Genomic DNA, 15,896 nt, shown 5'->3' on the forward strand with positions numbered 1-15,896 from the left:
GCATACCGTTATGCGTTGGGAAGTAAATTGAGCGCGTTATCAACGGACAATGAGGGGTTGTTAATACTGTCGCTGGCGCGGGTGATGGCGGTGCAGGCCATAGCAAAAGCGGCGCTCTCTTTAAAATCGCTGCCATCGAGATAGCTATAAAGCAGCCCGGCCATCAGCGCATCGTCAGCACCAAAACTGTCTACCGTCGTGTGGCCTGGCAGACTCATCTGGAAACGCTCACCGCCTGCTTCGCTACAGAAAATAGAGTCGTCTTCTGAACAAATCACCACCCGTTGCGTTCCCTGTTCGTGCAGCCATGACAGCGCTCGATCGCGATCTGTATCGCTGGATATCGTCTGTCCCCAGAGGATTTGTAGTTCGCGCAGCGTGGGTTTGAGGGTGTGAATTTTCCCCAGCCACGGGCGGATGCGATGTGCTTTAAACTCCGACACCGTATCGACAAACACCGGAATAGCGTTTGCCAGCGTAAATACCCACTCCAGCGACGGCTCCGTTAAATTGCAGTCGACCAGAACGACGCCCGCATGAGTTAACAGATCCCGATACTGATTCAGCAGCTGTGGGGTCAGCGACTGTAAAATATGGGTATCATTAATCGCCAGCACCGTCTCTTCCTGCGGGTTTGCGATGGATAAATAAGTTGCGGTGTTGTGGCCGTGCAGGCGAATACAGCTCTGTACGTTAACGCCGGCCTGCCGGGTTTGTTCCAGCAGCGTTTCACCGTAGAAATCGCTGCCAACGGCGGAAATTAAATGTACATCGCGGCCCAGCAGCGCCAGGTTGTGCGCGATATTGCGCGCCACGCCGCCGGCGGAACACTGGATATTGCCCGGATTTGAGACCGGCTGCGGATAATGAATATCGGCAATCCCGCGAATATCCATATTGATGGCCCCCAGCGAGACGCAATACTCCTGCTCGGTAAGAATATAGCCTTTGCCCTTGATGGCCCCCTTACGCGTGAGGTCCATAATGTGCGCCGCTACGCGGGAGCGGCTAATTTGCAGAATATCGGCAATCTCATGCTGTTGAATCAGCGGATTGCGTCGCAAAATTTTGAGGATCTGCTTTTCCCTGTCGTTCATATCAGACCGCGGCCTCTTCCGTCTGCTGCGCCCGTAGCCAGGCAATTTCTTCCACCCAAATATCAGGATTGATCGTTTCCAGAATCAGTGGGATACCGTCAAAGCGGCTGTCCTGCATAATCCAGCGGAAGGCGTCATGACCAATATTGCCTTCGCCCAGACTGTGGTGACGGTCAACCCGGCTGCCGAAGGTGCTTTTCGCATCGTTCAGGTGCATACCGCGCAGATACTGAAAACCGACAATGCGTTCGAAATCAGCGAAGGTTTTTTCACACTCCTGTGCGCTACGCAGATCGTAACCGGCGGCGAAGGCGTGGCAGGTGTCAATGCACACGCCGACGCGGGATTTATCTTCCACGCCGTCGATGATGGCGGCCAGATGCTCAAACTTAAAACCGAGGTTGCTGCCCTGGCCGGCGGTATTTTCAATCACCGCCGTCACACCTTCGGTTTTTGCCAGCGCGATATTGATTGATTCGGCGATACGCGCCAGACATTCGTCCTCTGGAATTTGTTGAAGATGGCTGCCCGGATGGAAATTAAGCAGTGTCAGACCGAGCTGCTGGCAGCGGGAGAGCTCATCAATAAAGGCATCGCGGGATTTTTCCAGCGCGTCTGCAACCGGATGGCCAAGGTTTATCAGATAGCTGTCATGCGGCAGAATTTGCCCGGGTCCGAAATGATACTTCTCGCAGGCGGCTTTGAATTCAGCAATGGTTTCGTCGCTCAAGGGAGCGGCGCGCCACTGGCGCTGGTTTTTGGTGAAGAGGGCAAATGCGGTTGCGCCAATTTCGGCTGCGCGAATGGCGGCATTGGCCACTCCGCCGGAGGCGCTGACGTGCGCTCCAATATATTTCATAAAAAACTCCAGTTAAGCCGCTGGTTGGAGGGTAATGATAGCGGCTTAGCCGGAGAGTTACACGTGCCTTAACACAACCTCACGATTGATGAGCCTCAGGCCAGCAGGCTGTGAATGGCCAGGTTAATCGCACCGCCGCCGACAATCAGCCACACGAAGAGCATCAGCGCCATCAGCAGCGGTTTGGCTCCGGCTTTTTTCAGCGCGCTGACGTGAGTGGTCAGGCCCAGGGCGGCCATTGCCATTGCCAGCAGCACGGTATCCAGAGTCACCAGCATATCGACAACGGCTTTCGGCAGCAGGTGGAAGGAGTTAAACACCGCCACCAGAATAAACAGGATAGCAAACCACGGAATGGTGATTTTGCTTTTCTCGCCGCTGTTCGCCGGGGCTAATTGCTTCACGCGAGCGGCGAGGAACAGCAGGAACGGAGCCAGCATCATTACGCGCAGCATTTTTGCAATCACCGCCGCGTTTTCTGCATCCGGGCTAACGGCGTGGCCTGCAGCAACAACCTGAGCAACTTCATGCATTGTTGAGCCCATATAGATACCGTAGGTTTCCGGGGTAAACCAGTGCGCCAGGAACGGATAAAGAGCCGGGTACAGGAAGATAGCAATGGTACCGAAAATCACCACCGTGGCGACGGCTACCGTGACTTTGCTGGCTTCCGCTTTGACTACCGGCTCGGTAGCCAGTACCGCCGCCGCGCCGCAGATGCTGCTACCGGCGCCAATCAGCCAACTGGTATGTTTATCCAGGCCGAAAACCTTTTGCCCAAGAAAGCAGGCAATAAAAAAGGTGCTGGAAAGCGTCAGCACGTCAATGACGATACCGCTTATGCCGACGTCGGCAATCTGGGCGAACGTCAGACGAAAGCCGTATAAAATGATGCCGAGGCGCAGCAAGTGCTGTTTGGCAAAGATCACGCCGCCGTCGCAGGGTTGCCAGATTTTAGGGTAAACGGTGTTACCGATGACCATGCCGAACAAAATGGCCAGCGTGAGGGCGCTGAAACCCGCGCCAGCGATTGCCGGGAAACTACCTGCCCACAGCGCTGCGCCGGTGAGCAGGGCCGTCAGCGCCAGTCCAGGTGCAAAGTGCCGCAATGGGCGATGTTTGGTTGGTAAAGTGAGTGCTGTCATAACCTTCTCCTTTGTCTGGGAAAAGCATACGACTTGCTGGTTTAAATATAAAATTGATTATATATTTATAATTAATCGAAATAAGTGGTATACCCGTCATACTTCAAGCTGCATCTTTGTTGGCTGCCTGCGCTTACCCGGGTCACGTACTATTTGTACGTTCCCTGGGATGCGCTTAGTTGCCGCCGTGATGCAACTCGAATTATTTAGGGTATATCGCGTCTTCGGCGAAGCTCCCACGAGCGGCGGGTTGTTGGAGAACCGCGCAGCATATAAATGAAGGCAGGAAGGGTTATGCATATCACGCTACGGCAGCTGGAAGTTTTTGCTGAAGTCTTAAAAAGCGGTTCGACGACGCAGGCATCGCAAATGCTGGCGCTTTCGCAATCGGCGGTCAGCGCGGCGCTGACCGATCTGGAAGGGCAGCTTGGCGTCCAGCTTTTCGATCGCGTCGGCAAGCGGTTAATGGTCAATGAACACGGCAGGCTGCTTTACCCACGGGCGCTGGCGCTGCTGGAGCGTGCGCTGGAGATAGAGCAGCTGTTTCGCGGCGATAACGGTGCGATTCGCGTCTACGCCAGCAGCACCATCGGTAACTATATTCTGCCGGAAATCATCGCCCGCTATCGACGCGATCTCCCTGATTTACCGCTGGAGCTGAGCGTCGGAAATAGTCAGGACGTGATTAATGCGGTGGTCGATCTTCGCGTGGATATCGGGTTGATTGAAGGCCCCTGTCACGCCGCGGATATTATCGCCGAGCCGTGGCTGGAAGATGAGCTGGTGGTCTTTGCCGCGCCGGATTCTCCGTTGTTAGAAGGCGAGGTCACGCTACAACGGCTGGCGGAAGCGCCGTGGATTTTGCGTGAGCACGGTTCCGGGACCCGGGAAATTGTCGACTATTTATTGTTGTCGCATCTACCGATGTTTTATCTTGGAATGGAGCTGGGTAACTCTGAAGCAATCAAGCATGCGGTGCGTCATGGCTTAGGCATTAGCTGCCTGTCGCGACGCGTCGTGGCGGAACAGCTTGAAGTGGGTTCCCTGGTGGAGCTGAAGATTCCACTTCCGCGTTTAACCCGCACGCTGTGGCGTATTCATCACCGACAGAAGCATATTTCCAAGGCATTACAACGTTTTCTGCATTATTGCGAAGTGTAGAATCGGGGTAAACTGAACGCTGGCGTTTCCATGATTTCGTGCTTTACTAATAATCCACGCTCGATCATGAAGCTCTCTTATAACTTTGCATTTGTATCGGATGGATCACAGACTGTCTGCTACAATCGCGCCTCGTTTTTTGGATGGATAGCATTTTCACATGGTTTCGGATACTAAAACCACAGAAGCGCCCGGTTTACGTCGTGAACTGAAGGCGCGCCACTTGACCATGATCGCTATTGGCGGTTCCATCGGTACAGGTCTTTTTGTTGCCTCTGGCGCAACGATTTCTCAGGCAGGCCCCGGCGGCGCGCTGCTCTCTTATATCCTCATCGGCCTGATGGTCTACTTCCTGATGACCAGCCTCGGCGAACTGGCGGCGTTTATGCCGGTGTCCGGTTCTTTTGCCACCTATGGCCAGAATTATGTCGAAGAGGGTTTTGGCTTCGCGCTGGGCTGGAACTACTGGTACAACTGGGCGGTGACAATCGCCGTCGACCTTGTTGCCGCTCAACTGGTGATGACCTACTGGTTCCCGGATGCGCCCGGTTGGGTCTGGAGCGCGCTGTTCCTCGGCATCATGTTCTTGCTGAACTGGATCTCGGTAAAAGGCTTTGGCGAAGCGGAATACTGGTTCTCGCTTATCAAAGTTGCTACCGTCACTATCTTTATCATCGTCGGCGTGATGATGATCTTTGGTATTTTTAAAGGCGCACAGCCTGCGGGCTGGAGTAATTGGGTTATTGACGATGCGCCGTTCGCTGGCGGCTTTGCGGCAATGATTGGCGTGGCGATGATCGTTGGCTTCTCGTTCCAGGGAACCGAGCTTATTGGTATTGCGGCCGGTGAGTCGGAAAATCCGGAAAAGAACATTCCGCGCGCCGTACGTCAGGTATTCTGGCGTATCCTGCTGTTCTATGTATTCGCGATTCTGATTATCAGCCTGATCATTCCGTATACCGATCCGAGCCTGCTGCGTAATGATGTAAAAGATATTTCCGTGAGTCCGTTCACGCTGGTGTTCCAGCACGCTGGGCTGCTGTCGGCTGCGGCGATTATGAACGCGGTTATTCTGACGGCGGTGCTGTCGGCGGGTAACTCCGGGATGTATGCGTCTACCCGTATGCTCTACACCCTGGCCTGCGATGGCAAAGCGCCGCGCATTTTCTCTAAGCTGTCGAAAGGCGGTGTGCCGCGTAATGCGCTGTATGCCACTACGGTCATTGCGGCACTGTGCTTCCTGAGCTCGATGTTTGGTAACCAGACCGTTTACCTGTGGTTGCTGAACACCTCCGGGATGACCGGCTTTATCGCCTGGTTGGGGATTGCCATCAGCCACTATCGTTTCCGCCGCGGTTACGTGCTGCAGGGTAACGATCTGAATAACCTGCCATATCGTTCAGGCTTCTTTCCGTTGGGGCCAATCTTCGCTTTCGTCTTGTGCCTGATCATTACCCTGGGGCAAAACTACGAAGCGTTCCTCAAAGACACCATCGACTGGGGCGGCGTCGCGGCAACCTATATCGGCATTCCGCTGTTCCTGGTTATCTGGTTTGGCTACAAGCTGGCGAAAGGGACGCGTTTTGTCCGCTACAGCGAAATGAAGTTCCCGGAGCGCTTTAAAGGCTAAGGTGAGCGACCACGTTACGTAAACCCTCTTTTTTAAGAGGGTTTTTTTATGCGTGTATTCATTACAATTTGATACAGTTCTCCATAATTGTATTGATAATTGTAATCATTATCTTTATCATTTTCGTCAAATTCAGGATGAAGCCAATCCCCATATCTTGCAGACGGTCAGACTGACAAGGGGCGACCAGCCACATCTACTGTAAAAAAACAGCGCGCATATTGCCGATAGAGCGATAGGCCGACAGTACCTGTGAGCAGCACCCTTTTGTTTGATTTGTTGTACACCTCATGGAGATATGGAATGTTCAGGTTAAACCCTTTTGTCCGGGCCGGATTATGCGCGTCCGTCGTATCACTGGCGTTTCCGGCGCTTGCCGCCGTTAACGAAGAAACGCTGGTCGTCACCGCTGCGGCAACTGAACAGAGCGTAAAAGATGCTCCCGCCAGTATTAGCGTTATCACCCAACAGGATTTGCAGCGTAAACCGGTACAGAATCTGAAAGATGTACTGCGGGATGTTCCTGGCGTGCAGCTCACCAACGAAGGGGATAACCGCAAAGGCGTAAGTATCCGCGGTCTTGATAGCAGCTATACGCTGATCCTTATTGATGGCAAACGCGTTAACTCGCGCAACGCCGTTTTCCGCCACAATGATTTCGACCTCAACTGGATCCCGGTAGATGCCATTGAACGTATCGAAGTCGTGCGCGGGCCGATGTCCTCACTTTATGGCTCTGACGCCCTTGGCGGCGTGGTGAATATCATCACCAAAAAAGTTGGTCAGCAGTGGACCGGTACCCTCAGTGCGGACACGACCATTCAGGAACATCGCGATCGCGGTGATACTTATAACGGCCAATTCTTTACCAGCGGCCCGTTGATTGACGGCGTGCTGGGCATGAAAGCTTACGGCAGCCTGGCGAAACGCGCCAAAGACGATCAGCAGGCCTCCAGCAACGCAGCGGGCGAAACGCCGCGTATTGAAGGCTTCACCAGCCGTGACGGGAACGTTGAGTTTGCATGGACCCCAACGGATAATCAGGACATTACCGCAGGCTACGGTTTCGATCGCCAGGATCGTGATTCTGACTCCCTTGATCGTAACCGCCTCGAACGCCAGAACTACTCCCTGAGCCACAACGGCCGCTGGGATGTCGGTAACAGCGAGGTGAAATTCTACGGTGAGAAAGTGGATAACAAAAACCCGGGTCAGGCCGGGACGATCACCTCTGAAAGCAACGCTATTGATGGTAAATACGTCCTGCCGCTGGGGATGATTAACCAGTTACTGACCTTTGGCGGTGAATGGCGCCACGACAAGCTGAAAGACCCGGTTAACCTGAGCAGCGGCGGTAAATCCACCTCCGCCAGCCAGTACGCGCTGTTCCTTGAGGATGAGTGGCGGATCATCGAGCCGCTGGCGTTAACCACCGGTATTCGTATGGACGATCACCAGACCTATGGTGATCACTGGAGCCCGCGTGCTTATCTGGTCTATAACGCGACCGATACCGTCACCGTGAAGGGCGGTTGGGCGACGGCATTTAAAGCGCCATCTCTGCTGCAATTGAACCCGGACTGGACCACTAACTCCTGTCGCGGCTCATGCCGTATCATCGGTAACCCGGACCTGAAGCCGGAAACCAGCGAAAGCTTTGAGCTGGGTCTTTACTATCGTGGTGAAGAAGGCTGGCTTGAAGGCGTGGAAGGGAGCGTGACAACCTTCCAGAACAATGTCGACGATATGATTGATATCCTGCGTACCTCCAGCGCTAGCGAAGCGCCGGGATACCCGAACTTTGTCGGCTGGGAAACGGTCAACGGTAAACGCGTGCCGGTATTCCGCTACTTCAACGTTAATAAGGCGCGTATCAAAGGGGTGGAAACGGAACTGAAAGTGCCGTTCGGCGATGAATGGAAGCTGACGGTGAACTACACCTATAACGATGGTCGCGATCTGAGTAACGGCGGCGATAAACCGCTGCAAACGCTGCCGTTCCATACTGCAAACGGTACCCTCGACTGGAAACCGCTGGACGATTGGTCCTTCTACGTGACCGCCAACTACACTGGTGAGCAGCGTGCGGTCAGCTCCACGGGTAAAACGCCGGGCGGTTATACCATGTTTGATATCGGCGCGGCGTGGAACGTGACCAAAAACGTTAAGCTGCGTTCTGGCGTGCTTAACGTCGGCGATAAAGACCTGAGCCGCGACGACTACAGCTACACCGAAGAAGGCCGCCGCTACTTCATGGCCGTCGATTACCGCTTCTGATTAGGCCAATAAAAGAGGGCTGGCAGGTTTCCCTGTCAGCCCTTTTCCACGGAATGAGACGTCGACAGCAAGCCGGGCGAGTATAGTAACAGGAATGGGATCTGGCATTTTACGCCGAAGACCCCTGTGGCTTCTGTATGGTTAACGCTACCGGGAGCCATTCAGCAATCGTTCTTCCCAACTCCCCGGGCTGTTCGAGCGGAATCATATGGCCGCAACCCCGAATGATTCTTAACGATGCATAAGGTATGGCTTCGACCAACTCTTCTGCTTCCTTCATCGAACGGATGGCATCATCTTCACTGGCGATAACCAGCGTTGGACAACATATCGTTGCTGAAGGTATACCTTGCCTGAATAATGATGATTGCGTGATAAAGGCTTCAAATCCCAGAGAGCATCCCATTTTCTGGATAGCTGAAATCATATCCTGATTTGATGCGTTTAGAGGGTGGAGTGACCGGGCAACAGCATGGCTGCTCAGTCCTTTAAACGTCGTAGGGGACAATGACTGCACGCTTTTCCGCTTTGCTTCAGCCTCTAACGGCGTATCTTCCTGTAAGGAACTGGCAATAAGCACTAAGGACTCCACGCGTTCAGGGAATTCTGCTGCCAGTTGTCGGGCAATGTATCCTCCCATCGAAAAACCTATTAAAGAAAACTTTTCAGGCAGAAGGGTAATCAGATGCCGCGCTACATCGTGAATGGTTTGGCCTTCGGTAACGGATGCATGATGAACAATACAGTTTGATGGCAGGTATGTTTCAAATTCATGCCAAAGCATTTCATTCAGCATAAACCCGGGAATTAAAACGATTGTACGCGGCTTTAAACTCATAGGTCTCGCTTAAAAGCATCAGTGTATTTATGGGGTTAGACTGGTTAAAAATATCTGACCAGGGCTGAAACGACAATCCCAAAAGTGATAGCAATCAAAGGCCTTTTAAAAACCAGCATTAAAATAGCGGTGGTCAATAATGCCATCTGAGCACCTTTGTCGCTTGTAAGAGCCGCGGGGGCTAAAATCGCAACGAGAACGGAGCCTGACATGCCCTGAATAAAGGCTTTTATTCTGTTATTAAAAGGAACAAAAGACATAACCCAGACGCCACCCCATCGGGTAGCTAGAGTGACCAGGGCCATAATAATGATAATAATCAGAGGCCCAAAACCTTCCGTCTCAATACTCATCTTTTATCTCTCATGATGATTCCAGCGATGCCTCCGGCGAGGGCCCCGGTGATGACGTGGCTATTTTCTGGTAACCATTTATAAGCTATCAGCGAAGCTCCGGCCGCTACGGCCCAGATACAAAACATTCTTAGATTTCTTTCTCCTTCGAACACCATGGAAAGGAGAAAACATCCCATGACCATGTCAAGACCATAGCTTTTAGGCTCCTGGATAGCATTACCGAAATAAAGCCCTACAAGTGTCCCTACTACCCAAAAAAGCCATAACGCAAGACCACCGCCAAAGAGCAACCCTAGCCCTGCTTTTCCCCTGCTGAATGCCTGAATGGACATAGCCCAGTTAGCATCGGATGCAACCATCATAATTCCGTAGCGTTTAGCGGGTGTTAAAGAGCGCAACCACGGGTATAAGGTGGCCCCCATCAACAGATGCCTGGCATTAATGGCAAAGACGGTGGCTATTAGCGTTATTACAGGAACATGAGGCGTCCAAAGTTCTAACGCGGCGAATTGTGCATAACCGGCAAAAACCAACAAACTCATCATTGTCGCAGTCATCTGGTCCAGTCCTTTCTGTGATGCAGCCAGGCCAAAGGCGGCACCAAAAACAGCGACAAAGAGTGAAACCGGGATAAGTTGACGAAAACCAGCCCAAATAAGTGAATGATTAAGTTGAGATAAATCGGACTCGTGATACTCCATTTGAGGCCTCATGAACTTCCTCTCAGTAATATTAAACAGAGCGCCACTATGACAGTGTTGTGAAATCAATAAAAACGCATAATAATTGATGTTAATATTTGATAATCAAATACAAGGATCAAAGGTGCATTATCAAGACCTCCAGATGGACTGGCTCAAGTGTTTTGTTGCGGTAGTGGACGCAGGGTCGCTTTCGGCTGCGGCACCTGAGGTTCATCGCTCACAGTCTGCGGTCAGCATGCAGCTTAAAAAGCTGGAATCCGCATTAGGGTGTCAGCTTTTACTTCGCGGTCCTCGTCAACATCAGCTCACGTCTGAAGGACAAAAACTGTTGGGATATGCCCGAAGGATGCTCGACCTTCATGCTGAAACGCAGGCAGCATTCCACGGTAAGGAATTAACAGGGCGTATTCGTCTGGGGGTTCCTGATGATTATGCAGCAAAATACCTTACACCTGCTCTGAAGAGATTTGCGCCTAACTTTGGATCAGTCGAGATCGAACTGAGTTGTGAGCAATCAACGTCACTCATTCCTCGCGTTGAGAGCGGCGATCTCGATTTGGCCCTGGTCTCCCGGGAACATCACAGCCAGGGCTCGTTATTGTTTTATGAACCAATGGTGTGGATAGGCTCTCCGCAATTTGAAGTGTGGAGGCGTGATCCATTACCCATTGCGGTATATGAAAGCACGAGCCTTGCTAAGCGTAGCGCTATCAATGCATTAGCATTACAGGGGCGGAGATATAAGGTGGTGTATAACAGCTCCAGTCTGTCGGGACAGATTACAGCAGTAGAAAGTGGCCTGGCTGTTGCCGTTCTGACCCAGTGCAGCGTACCACCTCATTTGCAAGTTCTTGGCAGTGAACATCTTTTGGGGCCCCTTGAACCGATGGAAGTCGCCTTGTTCAGAAGTCGTGCTTCTCAGGGTTCTTCAGCTGTGGATAGTTTGTATGATTTGCTAATCAGGACATTAAGGGTAAGAAAAGTTGAAAGTTGAGATGATTTATTAGGTGCCTCAACGTCCGCTGCTCGCTAAAGCGGACCCTGGGATTGAAAGCAAATGTTGTACAGTGAAGAGTCGGTCACCGTTAACGTTCAGATTTTCAATGTATCAATGACCATCCGTAGGGCAGGGGAGACGTTGCGATGAGGATAATAGAGAAACAATCCTTCCATTCGCAGGCTGTAACGCTGTAACACTCTGATAAGCTTACCGTGTTCTAAATCATCCGCGACCAGTTCAACAGGAACATAGGCCAATCCGAGACCCAGCCGGGCGGCTTCTGCTTCCATATAGCTGTCAGATAAGGCCCATTGCCCTTCAGGTCGATGGGTAATTTTTTTATCATCCTGAATGAGTTCCCACTGATATACGCTGCCGTCGGCAAACTGATAGGCGATGCAGGGATGCGCCTTTAAATCCGCCGGGGTTTGCGGAAAACCGTAGCGACGAAAATGTTCCGGAGTCCCCACAATCGCCATCTCCATATCGGGCGTGATGGGTACCGCGACCATGCCCTGGCCGACTTCTGGCCCCAAACGGACCCCTGCATCAAATCTTTCCTCGATGATATCGACGAACCGGCTCTCATTCATCAGTTCAAGCCGGATATCAGGATAGCGCTGTTTAAATACCGCCAGCTTTGGCAGCAGGCATTTATCAATCGCGTGCTGGCTGGCATTGATACGTACCGTACCGGAGGGCGTCTCTCGATAGTGCGCCAGCGTGGCAAGCCCACGATCTAACGTATCAAATCCCGACGCCGTCTTCTGGTAGAGCTGCTCGCCTGCTTGCGTCAGCGACAGTTTACGCGTGGTGCGCACCAGCAGCTGGACGCCCAGCCTTTCTTCAAGCTCACGAACGGAACGGCTGATACCTGACTGAGCAAGCCCCAGTCGCTGAGCCGCGGCGGTAAAGCTGCCTTCTCGTACCACCTGCATAAACAGGTACAGTTCGTTGTAGTTCTCCCTTTTTGCCATTGAAAAATCCTCCCTTCATGCCAGCAATCCCAGCATTAATTTATAACAATATGGTATCAATCTTAGCAGTAATCGCCACCTAATCAGCACTAATTCTGCTCACTATAATGACCCCATCAGAACAAAGCACCGCAGCGTTTTCCGTCGGAAACCTGTATCTCTCTGTTGTTTTTTTATGGGGATTTTTATGAAAGCCTTCACCCGAACGCTAAAAACCGCGATGCCGGCCATGCTGTTATTCGCATCATTAAGTGGAGTCACGACAATGAGTTATGCTGATTCAATCAATCCGAATGCCCCTGTGTCCATGACAGATAAATGGGATAAAACGTTCACCGAGAGCCAGAAAGTCGATCATCGTAAAGTCTCGTTCCCGAATCGATATGGCATCACCTTAGTGGGCGATCTTTACCTGCCCAAAGATCGCGGCGATCGCAAGCTGGCAGCGATTGCGGTCAGTGGGCCATTTGGCGCGGTGAAAGAGCAATCCAGCGGCCTGTATGCGCAGACGCTGGCGGAACAAGGGTTTGTTACCCTGGCGTTCGATCCTTCTTACACCGGGGAAAGCGGCGGCTATCCGCGAAACGTCGCGTCACCGGATATCAACACTGAAGATTTCAGCGCGGCGGTGGATTTCTTAGGGCTGCAAAAAGAGGTGGATCGCAACCGTATCGGGCTGCTCGGTATTTGCGGCTGGGGCGGCATGGCGTTGAACGACGCCGCGATGGATACCCGCGTCAAAGCGGTGGCTACCAGCGTGATGTACGACATGAGCCGGGCGATGGGCCATGGTGTGGGTGAGGGTAAAGACCGTTATTCCACCGCCGACCGTCGTGCTGTTCTGCAATATCTGAATGAACAGCGCTGGAAGGATGCGCAGAGCGGCACGTTCGCACACGGTGCTCATGATATTAGCGTCGACAGTAACGGCAAGGTCAGCGCGGGCGAGCGCGTTCTGCCAGAAACGCTGCCGGCAAATCCGCATCCGGTACTGAAAGAGTTCTTCGATTACTATCGCATGCCGCGCGGCTTCCACGAACGTTCCGTTAACTCGACCGGGGCGTGGACGGCAACGATGCCGCTTTCGTTTATGAATATGCCGCTGCTGAGCTACGCCAGTGAAATCACCATCCCGACGCTGATTGTGACCGGTGAGAAAGCGCATTCACGCTATTTTGCTGAAGATGCTTTCAAGGCGGTCGGCAGTAAAGACAAAGAGCTGGTGGTGGTGCCTGGGGCAAATCACGTGGATCTGTATGATAACGTTGCCGGAAAAATACCTTTCGCGAAGTTCGAACAATTTTTCCAGACCAAACTGAAATAAACCCTCTCCTGAATTGATGCAAAGCCACCGGCCTATGGCAGGTGGCTTTTATCCGGATCTTCGTGAAATTTCACTATGTCGACGCTAAACCAAACACCATCACCTCATCATCAGCGTGCATACTGGGGCGGCATTTTTGCCATGACCCTGTGCGTGTTTGTGCTGATTGCTTCTGAATTTATGCCTGTCAGCCTGCTCACGCCGATTGCCAGCGATTTAGGCGTGACGGAGGGGTTGGCAGGGCAGGGGATTGCCATCTCCGGCGCACTGGCGGTCCTGACCAGCCTGACGCTTTCAACGCTGGCCGGAAATGTGAATCGTAAGTTCTTGCTGCTGGGGATGACGGTTCTGATGGCCATATCGGGTCTTATTATTGCGCTGGCTTCCAGTTATCTGATGTATATGGTCGGTCGCGCGATGATTGGGATGGCGATTGGCGGATTCTGGTCGATGTCTGCGGCAACGGCGATTCGTCTGGTGCCGCAGCATCAGGTCACGCGTGCGCTGGCTATTTTCAACGCCGGTAATGCGCTGGCGACGGTCGTGGCCGCGCCGCTGGGAAGCTATCTGGGTGCCACGGTCGGATGGCGAGGCGCTTTCTTGTGCCTGGTGCCCATCGCGGTTGTCGCCTTTATCTGGCAGTGCATCAGCCTGCCTGGTATGGATGCAAATAAAAGCCACACGTCACGTGGCGCGGTATTCCGCTTACTTAGCCACCGCAGGGTTGCTGTCGGCATGCTGGCGTGTGGCCTGTTTTTCATGGGCCAGTTTACGTTATTTACCTATGTACGCCCGTTTCTGGAGTCGGTGACGCAGGTTGACGCTTCTGGTTTATCGTTGATTTTACTGGTTATCGGTGTAGCCGGTTTTATTGGCACGCTGGTTGTATCGACATTCCTCAACAGAAAATTTTACCCCACGCTGATGACCATACCCGGACTGATGGCCGTCATTGCCATCGGCCTGATGCTGACCGGGCATCACGTCTGGACGGTTTCGTTGTTGTTAGGGCTCTGGGGTATGCTGGCCACCGCCGCGCCAACCGGATGGTGGACATGGGTTGCGCGCACCCTTCCCGACAATGCCGAAGCCGGAGGCGGGCTCATGGTCGCGGTGATTCAGCTCTCCATTGCCCTTGGGTCAACGGCAGGAGGCATCGTGTTTGACCACCTTGGTTGGCAGAGCACGTTTACCATGAGCAGTGTGCTGCTCCTTTGCGCGGGCGTACTAACCTTTTTCACCGCACGCCAAAAGGCCGGTACGCTTTAATCCGGCGAAGGTCCGCGCTCCAGAAATGTGGAAAGCGCAATATGGCTGCGTCCGTCCCGGCTTGCAGCCATTCAGTACCGCCACGGTACCCTAGATTAAGGATAGCGTTGCATCGACCCGTTGAACTCACAGCCAGGAGCGGACGTTGCTAACATCTATCTGCATCAATTTCTGGGGGGCAGATCACCCTGAATCCAAATGACGATGACACTCTGTATATATTAGTTTTTATGACTATTTGATGGCGAGGAATTTTGTATATGAATGCGCCGCGAAGATTCTTCACGGCGCATTGAAACGATTATTTAAAGAGGTGTTGGGCATGAAAGCGCAGGTGGTCCTCAATAAATGAGGCAATAAAATAGTAGCTGTGATCGTAGCCGGGCTGAATACGCAGGGTTAACGGCCAGCTTTTCTGACGTGCGGTTTCCGCCAGCACCGCCGGCTGCAGCTGTTCGGCGAGGAATGCATCGCTATCGCCCTGGTCAATCAGGGTTGGGATCGCATCTGACTCGCTGCTGGCCTGCATTAACGCGCAGCTGTCCCAGGCCTGCCAGTCTGCTTCATTCGCTCCCAGATAGGCGGTAAAGGCTTTTTTGCCCCAGGGAACCTGAGCCGGGTTAACGATTGGCGCGAAAGCCGACACGCTGGTGAAACGACCCGGGTTTTTCAACGCCATAACCAGCGCGCCGTGGCCACCCATCGAATGCCCGCTGATGGCGCAGCGCTCGCTAACCTTAAACTCGCGGGTAATAAGCTGCGGCAGTTCGTCGCGAAGATAATCGTACATGCGAAAATGCGTGGACCACGGTTCCTGGGTCGCATTAAGATAAAAACCCGCACCTTTGCCCAGATCGTAAGCGCTATCGTCGGCAACGCTATCACCGCGCGGACTGGTGTCTGGCATCACCAGCACAATGCCCAGTTCGGCGGCAACCCGCTGAGCACCTGCTTTGGTGGTAAAGTTTTCATCGTTGCAGGTCAGACCGGACAGCCAGTAGAGGACCGGCGGCGGCGTGTCCACGTGAGAGGGCGGTAAAAAGATACTGAACGTCATTGCACAGTTCAGCGTCGTGGAGTCGTGCCGCCAGCGTTGCTGCCGACCTTCAAAACAGCGGTGCTCTTCGAGCAGTTCCATGCAGGGCTCCTTAAGTGTTGTACGCGTAATTTTCCATAATACAGATATTTCATTCACCCGTGAGCAACTTTCACTTTCTCCTTTTCGGAACATATTGCATCATTAATGCAACTTTTAACCA

General features: G+C 52.8%; 13 protein-coding genes and 2 pseudogenes. 6 read left to right on the forward strand and 9 right to left on the reverse strand.

All coding sequences use genetic code 11. The features are described from left to right. Positions 1-8: 8 nt before the first annotated feature. From FN082_RS16965 to FN082_RS16975, 3 genes are all read right to left on the reverse strand, one after another. Positions 9-1,097: a sugar kinase gene (locus FN082_RS16965; protein WP_142461966.1), complete on the reverse strand. Its 1,089-nt coding sequence runs from the start codon at positions 1,095-1,097 to the stop codon at positions 9-11. 1 nt (position 1,098) lies between these two features. Beyond that, positions 1,099-1,956: a deoxyribonuclease IV gene (nfo, locus tag FN082_RS16970; protein ID WP_142981971.1), complete on the reverse strand. Its 858-nt coding sequence runs from the start codon at positions 1,954-1,956 to the stop codon at positions 1,099-1,101. A gap of 95 nt (positions 1,957-2,051) precedes the next feature. Further along, positions 2,052-3,101, reverse strand: a complete 1,050-nt coding sequence (locus FN082_RS16975; RefSeq protein WP_139536621.1) for a YeiH family protein — start codon at positions 3,099-3,101, stop codon at positions 2,052-2,054. Positions 3,102-3,395: 294 nt separating this feature from the next. On the opposite strand from FN082_RS16975, the gene yieE reads away from it, so the two are divergent. The 3 genes from yieE (at position 3,396) to cirA (ending at position 8,169) form a co-directional block, all read left to right on the forward strand. Then, on the forward strand, positions 3,396-4,262 hold the full coding sequence (yieE, locus tag FN082_RS16980; RefSeq protein WP_139536620.1) for a DNA-binding transcriptional regulator YeiE: 867 nt from the start codon (positions 3,396-3,398) through the stop codon (positions 4,260-4,262). 160 nt (positions 4,263-4,422) lie between these two features. Next, entirely contained in the window at positions 4,423-5,892 is a 1,470-nt protein-coding gene (locus FN082_RS16985) for an amino acid permease (RefSeq protein ID WP_142981972.1), read from the forward strand. Between the two features lie 303 nt (positions 5,893-6,195). Next, entirely contained in the window at positions 6,196-8,169 is a 1,974-nt protein-coding gene (cirA, locus tag FN082_RS16990; protein ID WP_139536618.1) for a catecholate siderophore receptor CirA, read from the forward strand. Between the two features lie 36 nt (positions 8,170-8,205). On the opposite strand, the pseudogene FN082_RS30210 reads toward cirA, so the two are convergent. The 4 genes and pseudogenes from FN082_RS30210 to FN082_RS17005 all read right to left on the reverse strand — a co-directional run. Beyond that, positions 8,206-8,330 (reverse strand): annotated as a pseudogene (locus FN082_RS30210) (GNAT family N-acetyltransferase); the annotation flags it as partial. Next, positions 8,321-9,007 (reverse strand): annotated as a pseudogene (locus FN082_RS16995) (alpha/beta fold hydrolase); the annotation flags it as partial. The pseudogenes FN082_RS16995 and FN082_RS30210, both read right to left, overlap by 10 nt. A 44-nt stretch (positions 9,008-9,051) precedes the next feature. Beyond that, positions 9,052-9,360 (reverse strand): AzlD family protein, encoded by a 309-nt coding sequence (locus FN082_RS17000; protein ID WP_142467003.1) that lies wholly within the window; start codon positions 9,358-9,360, stop codon positions 9,052-9,054. Next, positions 9,357-10,064: an AzlC family ABC transporter permease gene (locus FN082_RS17005; protein ID WP_142467005.1), complete on the reverse strand. Its 708-nt coding sequence runs from the start codon at positions 10,062-10,064 to the stop codon at positions 9,357-9,359. Before FN082_RS17005 ends, FN082_RS17000 begins: the two co-directional genes overlap by 4 nt. 124 nt (positions 10,065-10,188) lie before the next feature. On the opposite strand from FN082_RS17005, the gene FN082_RS17010 reads away from it, so the two are divergent. After that, the gene (locus FN082_RS17010; protein ID WP_139536615.1) at positions 10,189-11,061 is read left to right on the forward strand and encodes a LysR family transcriptional regulator; all 873 of its coding nucleotides are present in this window, start codon (positions 10,189-10,191) and stop codon (positions 11,059-11,061) included. Positions 11,062-11,159: 98 nt separating this feature from the next. Here the strand turns inward: FN082_RS17010 and FN082_RS17015 are convergent, their stop codons facing one another. Continuing rightward, positions 11,160-12,044 (reverse strand): LysR family transcriptional regulator, encoded by an 885-nt coding sequence (locus FN082_RS17015; protein ID WP_139536614.1) that lies wholly within the window; start codon positions 12,042-12,044, stop codon positions 11,160-11,162. A gap of 265 nt (positions 12,045-12,309) precedes the next feature. On the opposite strand from FN082_RS17015, the gene FN082_RS17020 reads away from it, so the two are divergent. Together FN082_RS17020 and FN082_RS17025 are read left to right on the forward strand one after the other, a co-directional pair. Beyond that, a complete protein-coding gene (locus tag FN082_RS17020; RefSeq protein ID WP_142981973.1) occupies positions 12,310-13,368 on the forward strand; it encodes an alpha/beta hydrolase in 1,059 nt (352 codons plus the stop codon). Positions 13,369-13,509: 141 nt separating this feature from the next. After that, on the forward strand, positions 13,510-14,637 hold the full coding sequence (locus tag FN082_RS17025) for an MFS transporter (RefSeq protein ID WP_142982033.1): 1,128 nt from the start codon (positions 13,510-13,512) through the stop codon (positions 14,635-14,637). Between the two features lie 301 nt (positions 14,638-14,938). On the opposite strand, the gene fghA is transcribed toward FN082_RS17025, so the two are convergent. Beyond that, positions 14,939-15,775 carry an S-formylglutathione hydrolase gene (gene fghA, locus FN082_RS17030; RefSeq protein WP_139536612.1) on the reverse strand — a complete coding sequence of 279 codons (837 nt, stop codon included), beginning with the start codon at positions 15,773-15,775 and terminating at the stop codon, positions 14,939-14,941. Between the last annotated feature and the right edge of the window lie 121 nt (positions 15,776-15,896).

Origin of the sequence: Klebsiella spallanzanii (assembly GCF_902158555.1) — a bacterium.
GTDB classification, from domain to species: Bacteria; Pseudomonadota; Gammaproteobacteria; order Enterobacterales; family Enterobacteriaceae; genus Klebsiella; species Klebsiella spallanzanii.

What these genes read in the sequence shown, in the direction of transcription:
- FN082_RS17020 (WP_142981973.1), top strand. Translation starts at nt 12,310, where the DNA reads ATGAGTTATGCTGATTCAATCAATCCGAATGCCCCTGTGTCCATGACA.
- FN082_RS17000 (WP_142467003.1), bottom strand. Translation starts at nt 9,360, where the DNA reads ATGAGTATTGAGACGGAAGGTTTTGGGCCTCTGATTATTATCATTATT.
- FN082_RS16975 (WP_139536621.1), bottom strand. Translation starts at nt 3,101, where the DNA reads ATGACAGCACTCACTTTACCAACCAAACATCGCCCATTGCGGCACTTT.
- yieE (WP_139536620.1), top strand. Translation starts at nt 3,396, where the DNA reads ATGCATATCACGCTACGGCAGCTGGAAGTTTTTGCTGAAGTCTTAAAA.
- FN082_RS16985 (WP_142981972.1), top strand. Translation starts at nt 4,423, where the DNA reads ATGGTTTCGGATACTAAAACCACAGAAGCGCCCGGTTTACGTCGTGAA.
- cirA (WP_139536618.1), top strand. Translation starts at nt 6,196, where the DNA reads ATGTTCAGGTTAAACCCTTTTGTCCGGGCCGGATTATGCGCGTCCGTC.
- FN082_RS17025 (WP_142982033.1), top strand. Translation starts at nt 13,510, where the DNA reads ATGACCCTGTGCGTGTTTGTGCTGATTGCTTCTGAATTTATGCCTGTC.
- FN082_RS16965 (WP_142461966.1), bottom strand. Translation starts at nt 1,097, where the DNA reads ATGAACGACAGGGAAAAGCAGATCCTCAAAATTTTGCGACGCAATCCG.
- FN082_RS17005 (WP_142467005.1), bottom strand. Translation starts at nt 10,064, where the DNA reads ATGGAGTATCACGAGTCCGATTTATCTCAACTTAATCATTCACTTATT.
- FN082_RS17015 (WP_139536614.1), bottom strand. Translation starts at nt 12,044, where the DNA reads ATGGCAAAAAGGGAGAACTACAACGAACTGTACCTGTTTATGCAGGTG.
- nfo (WP_142981971.1), bottom strand. Translation starts at nt 1,956, where the DNA reads ATGAAATATATTGGAGCGCACGTCAGCGCCTCCGGCGGAGTGGCCAAT.
- fghA (WP_139536612.1), bottom strand. Translation starts at nt 15,775, where the DNA reads ATGGAACTGCTCGAAGAGCACCGCTGTTTTGAAGGTCGGCAGCAACGC.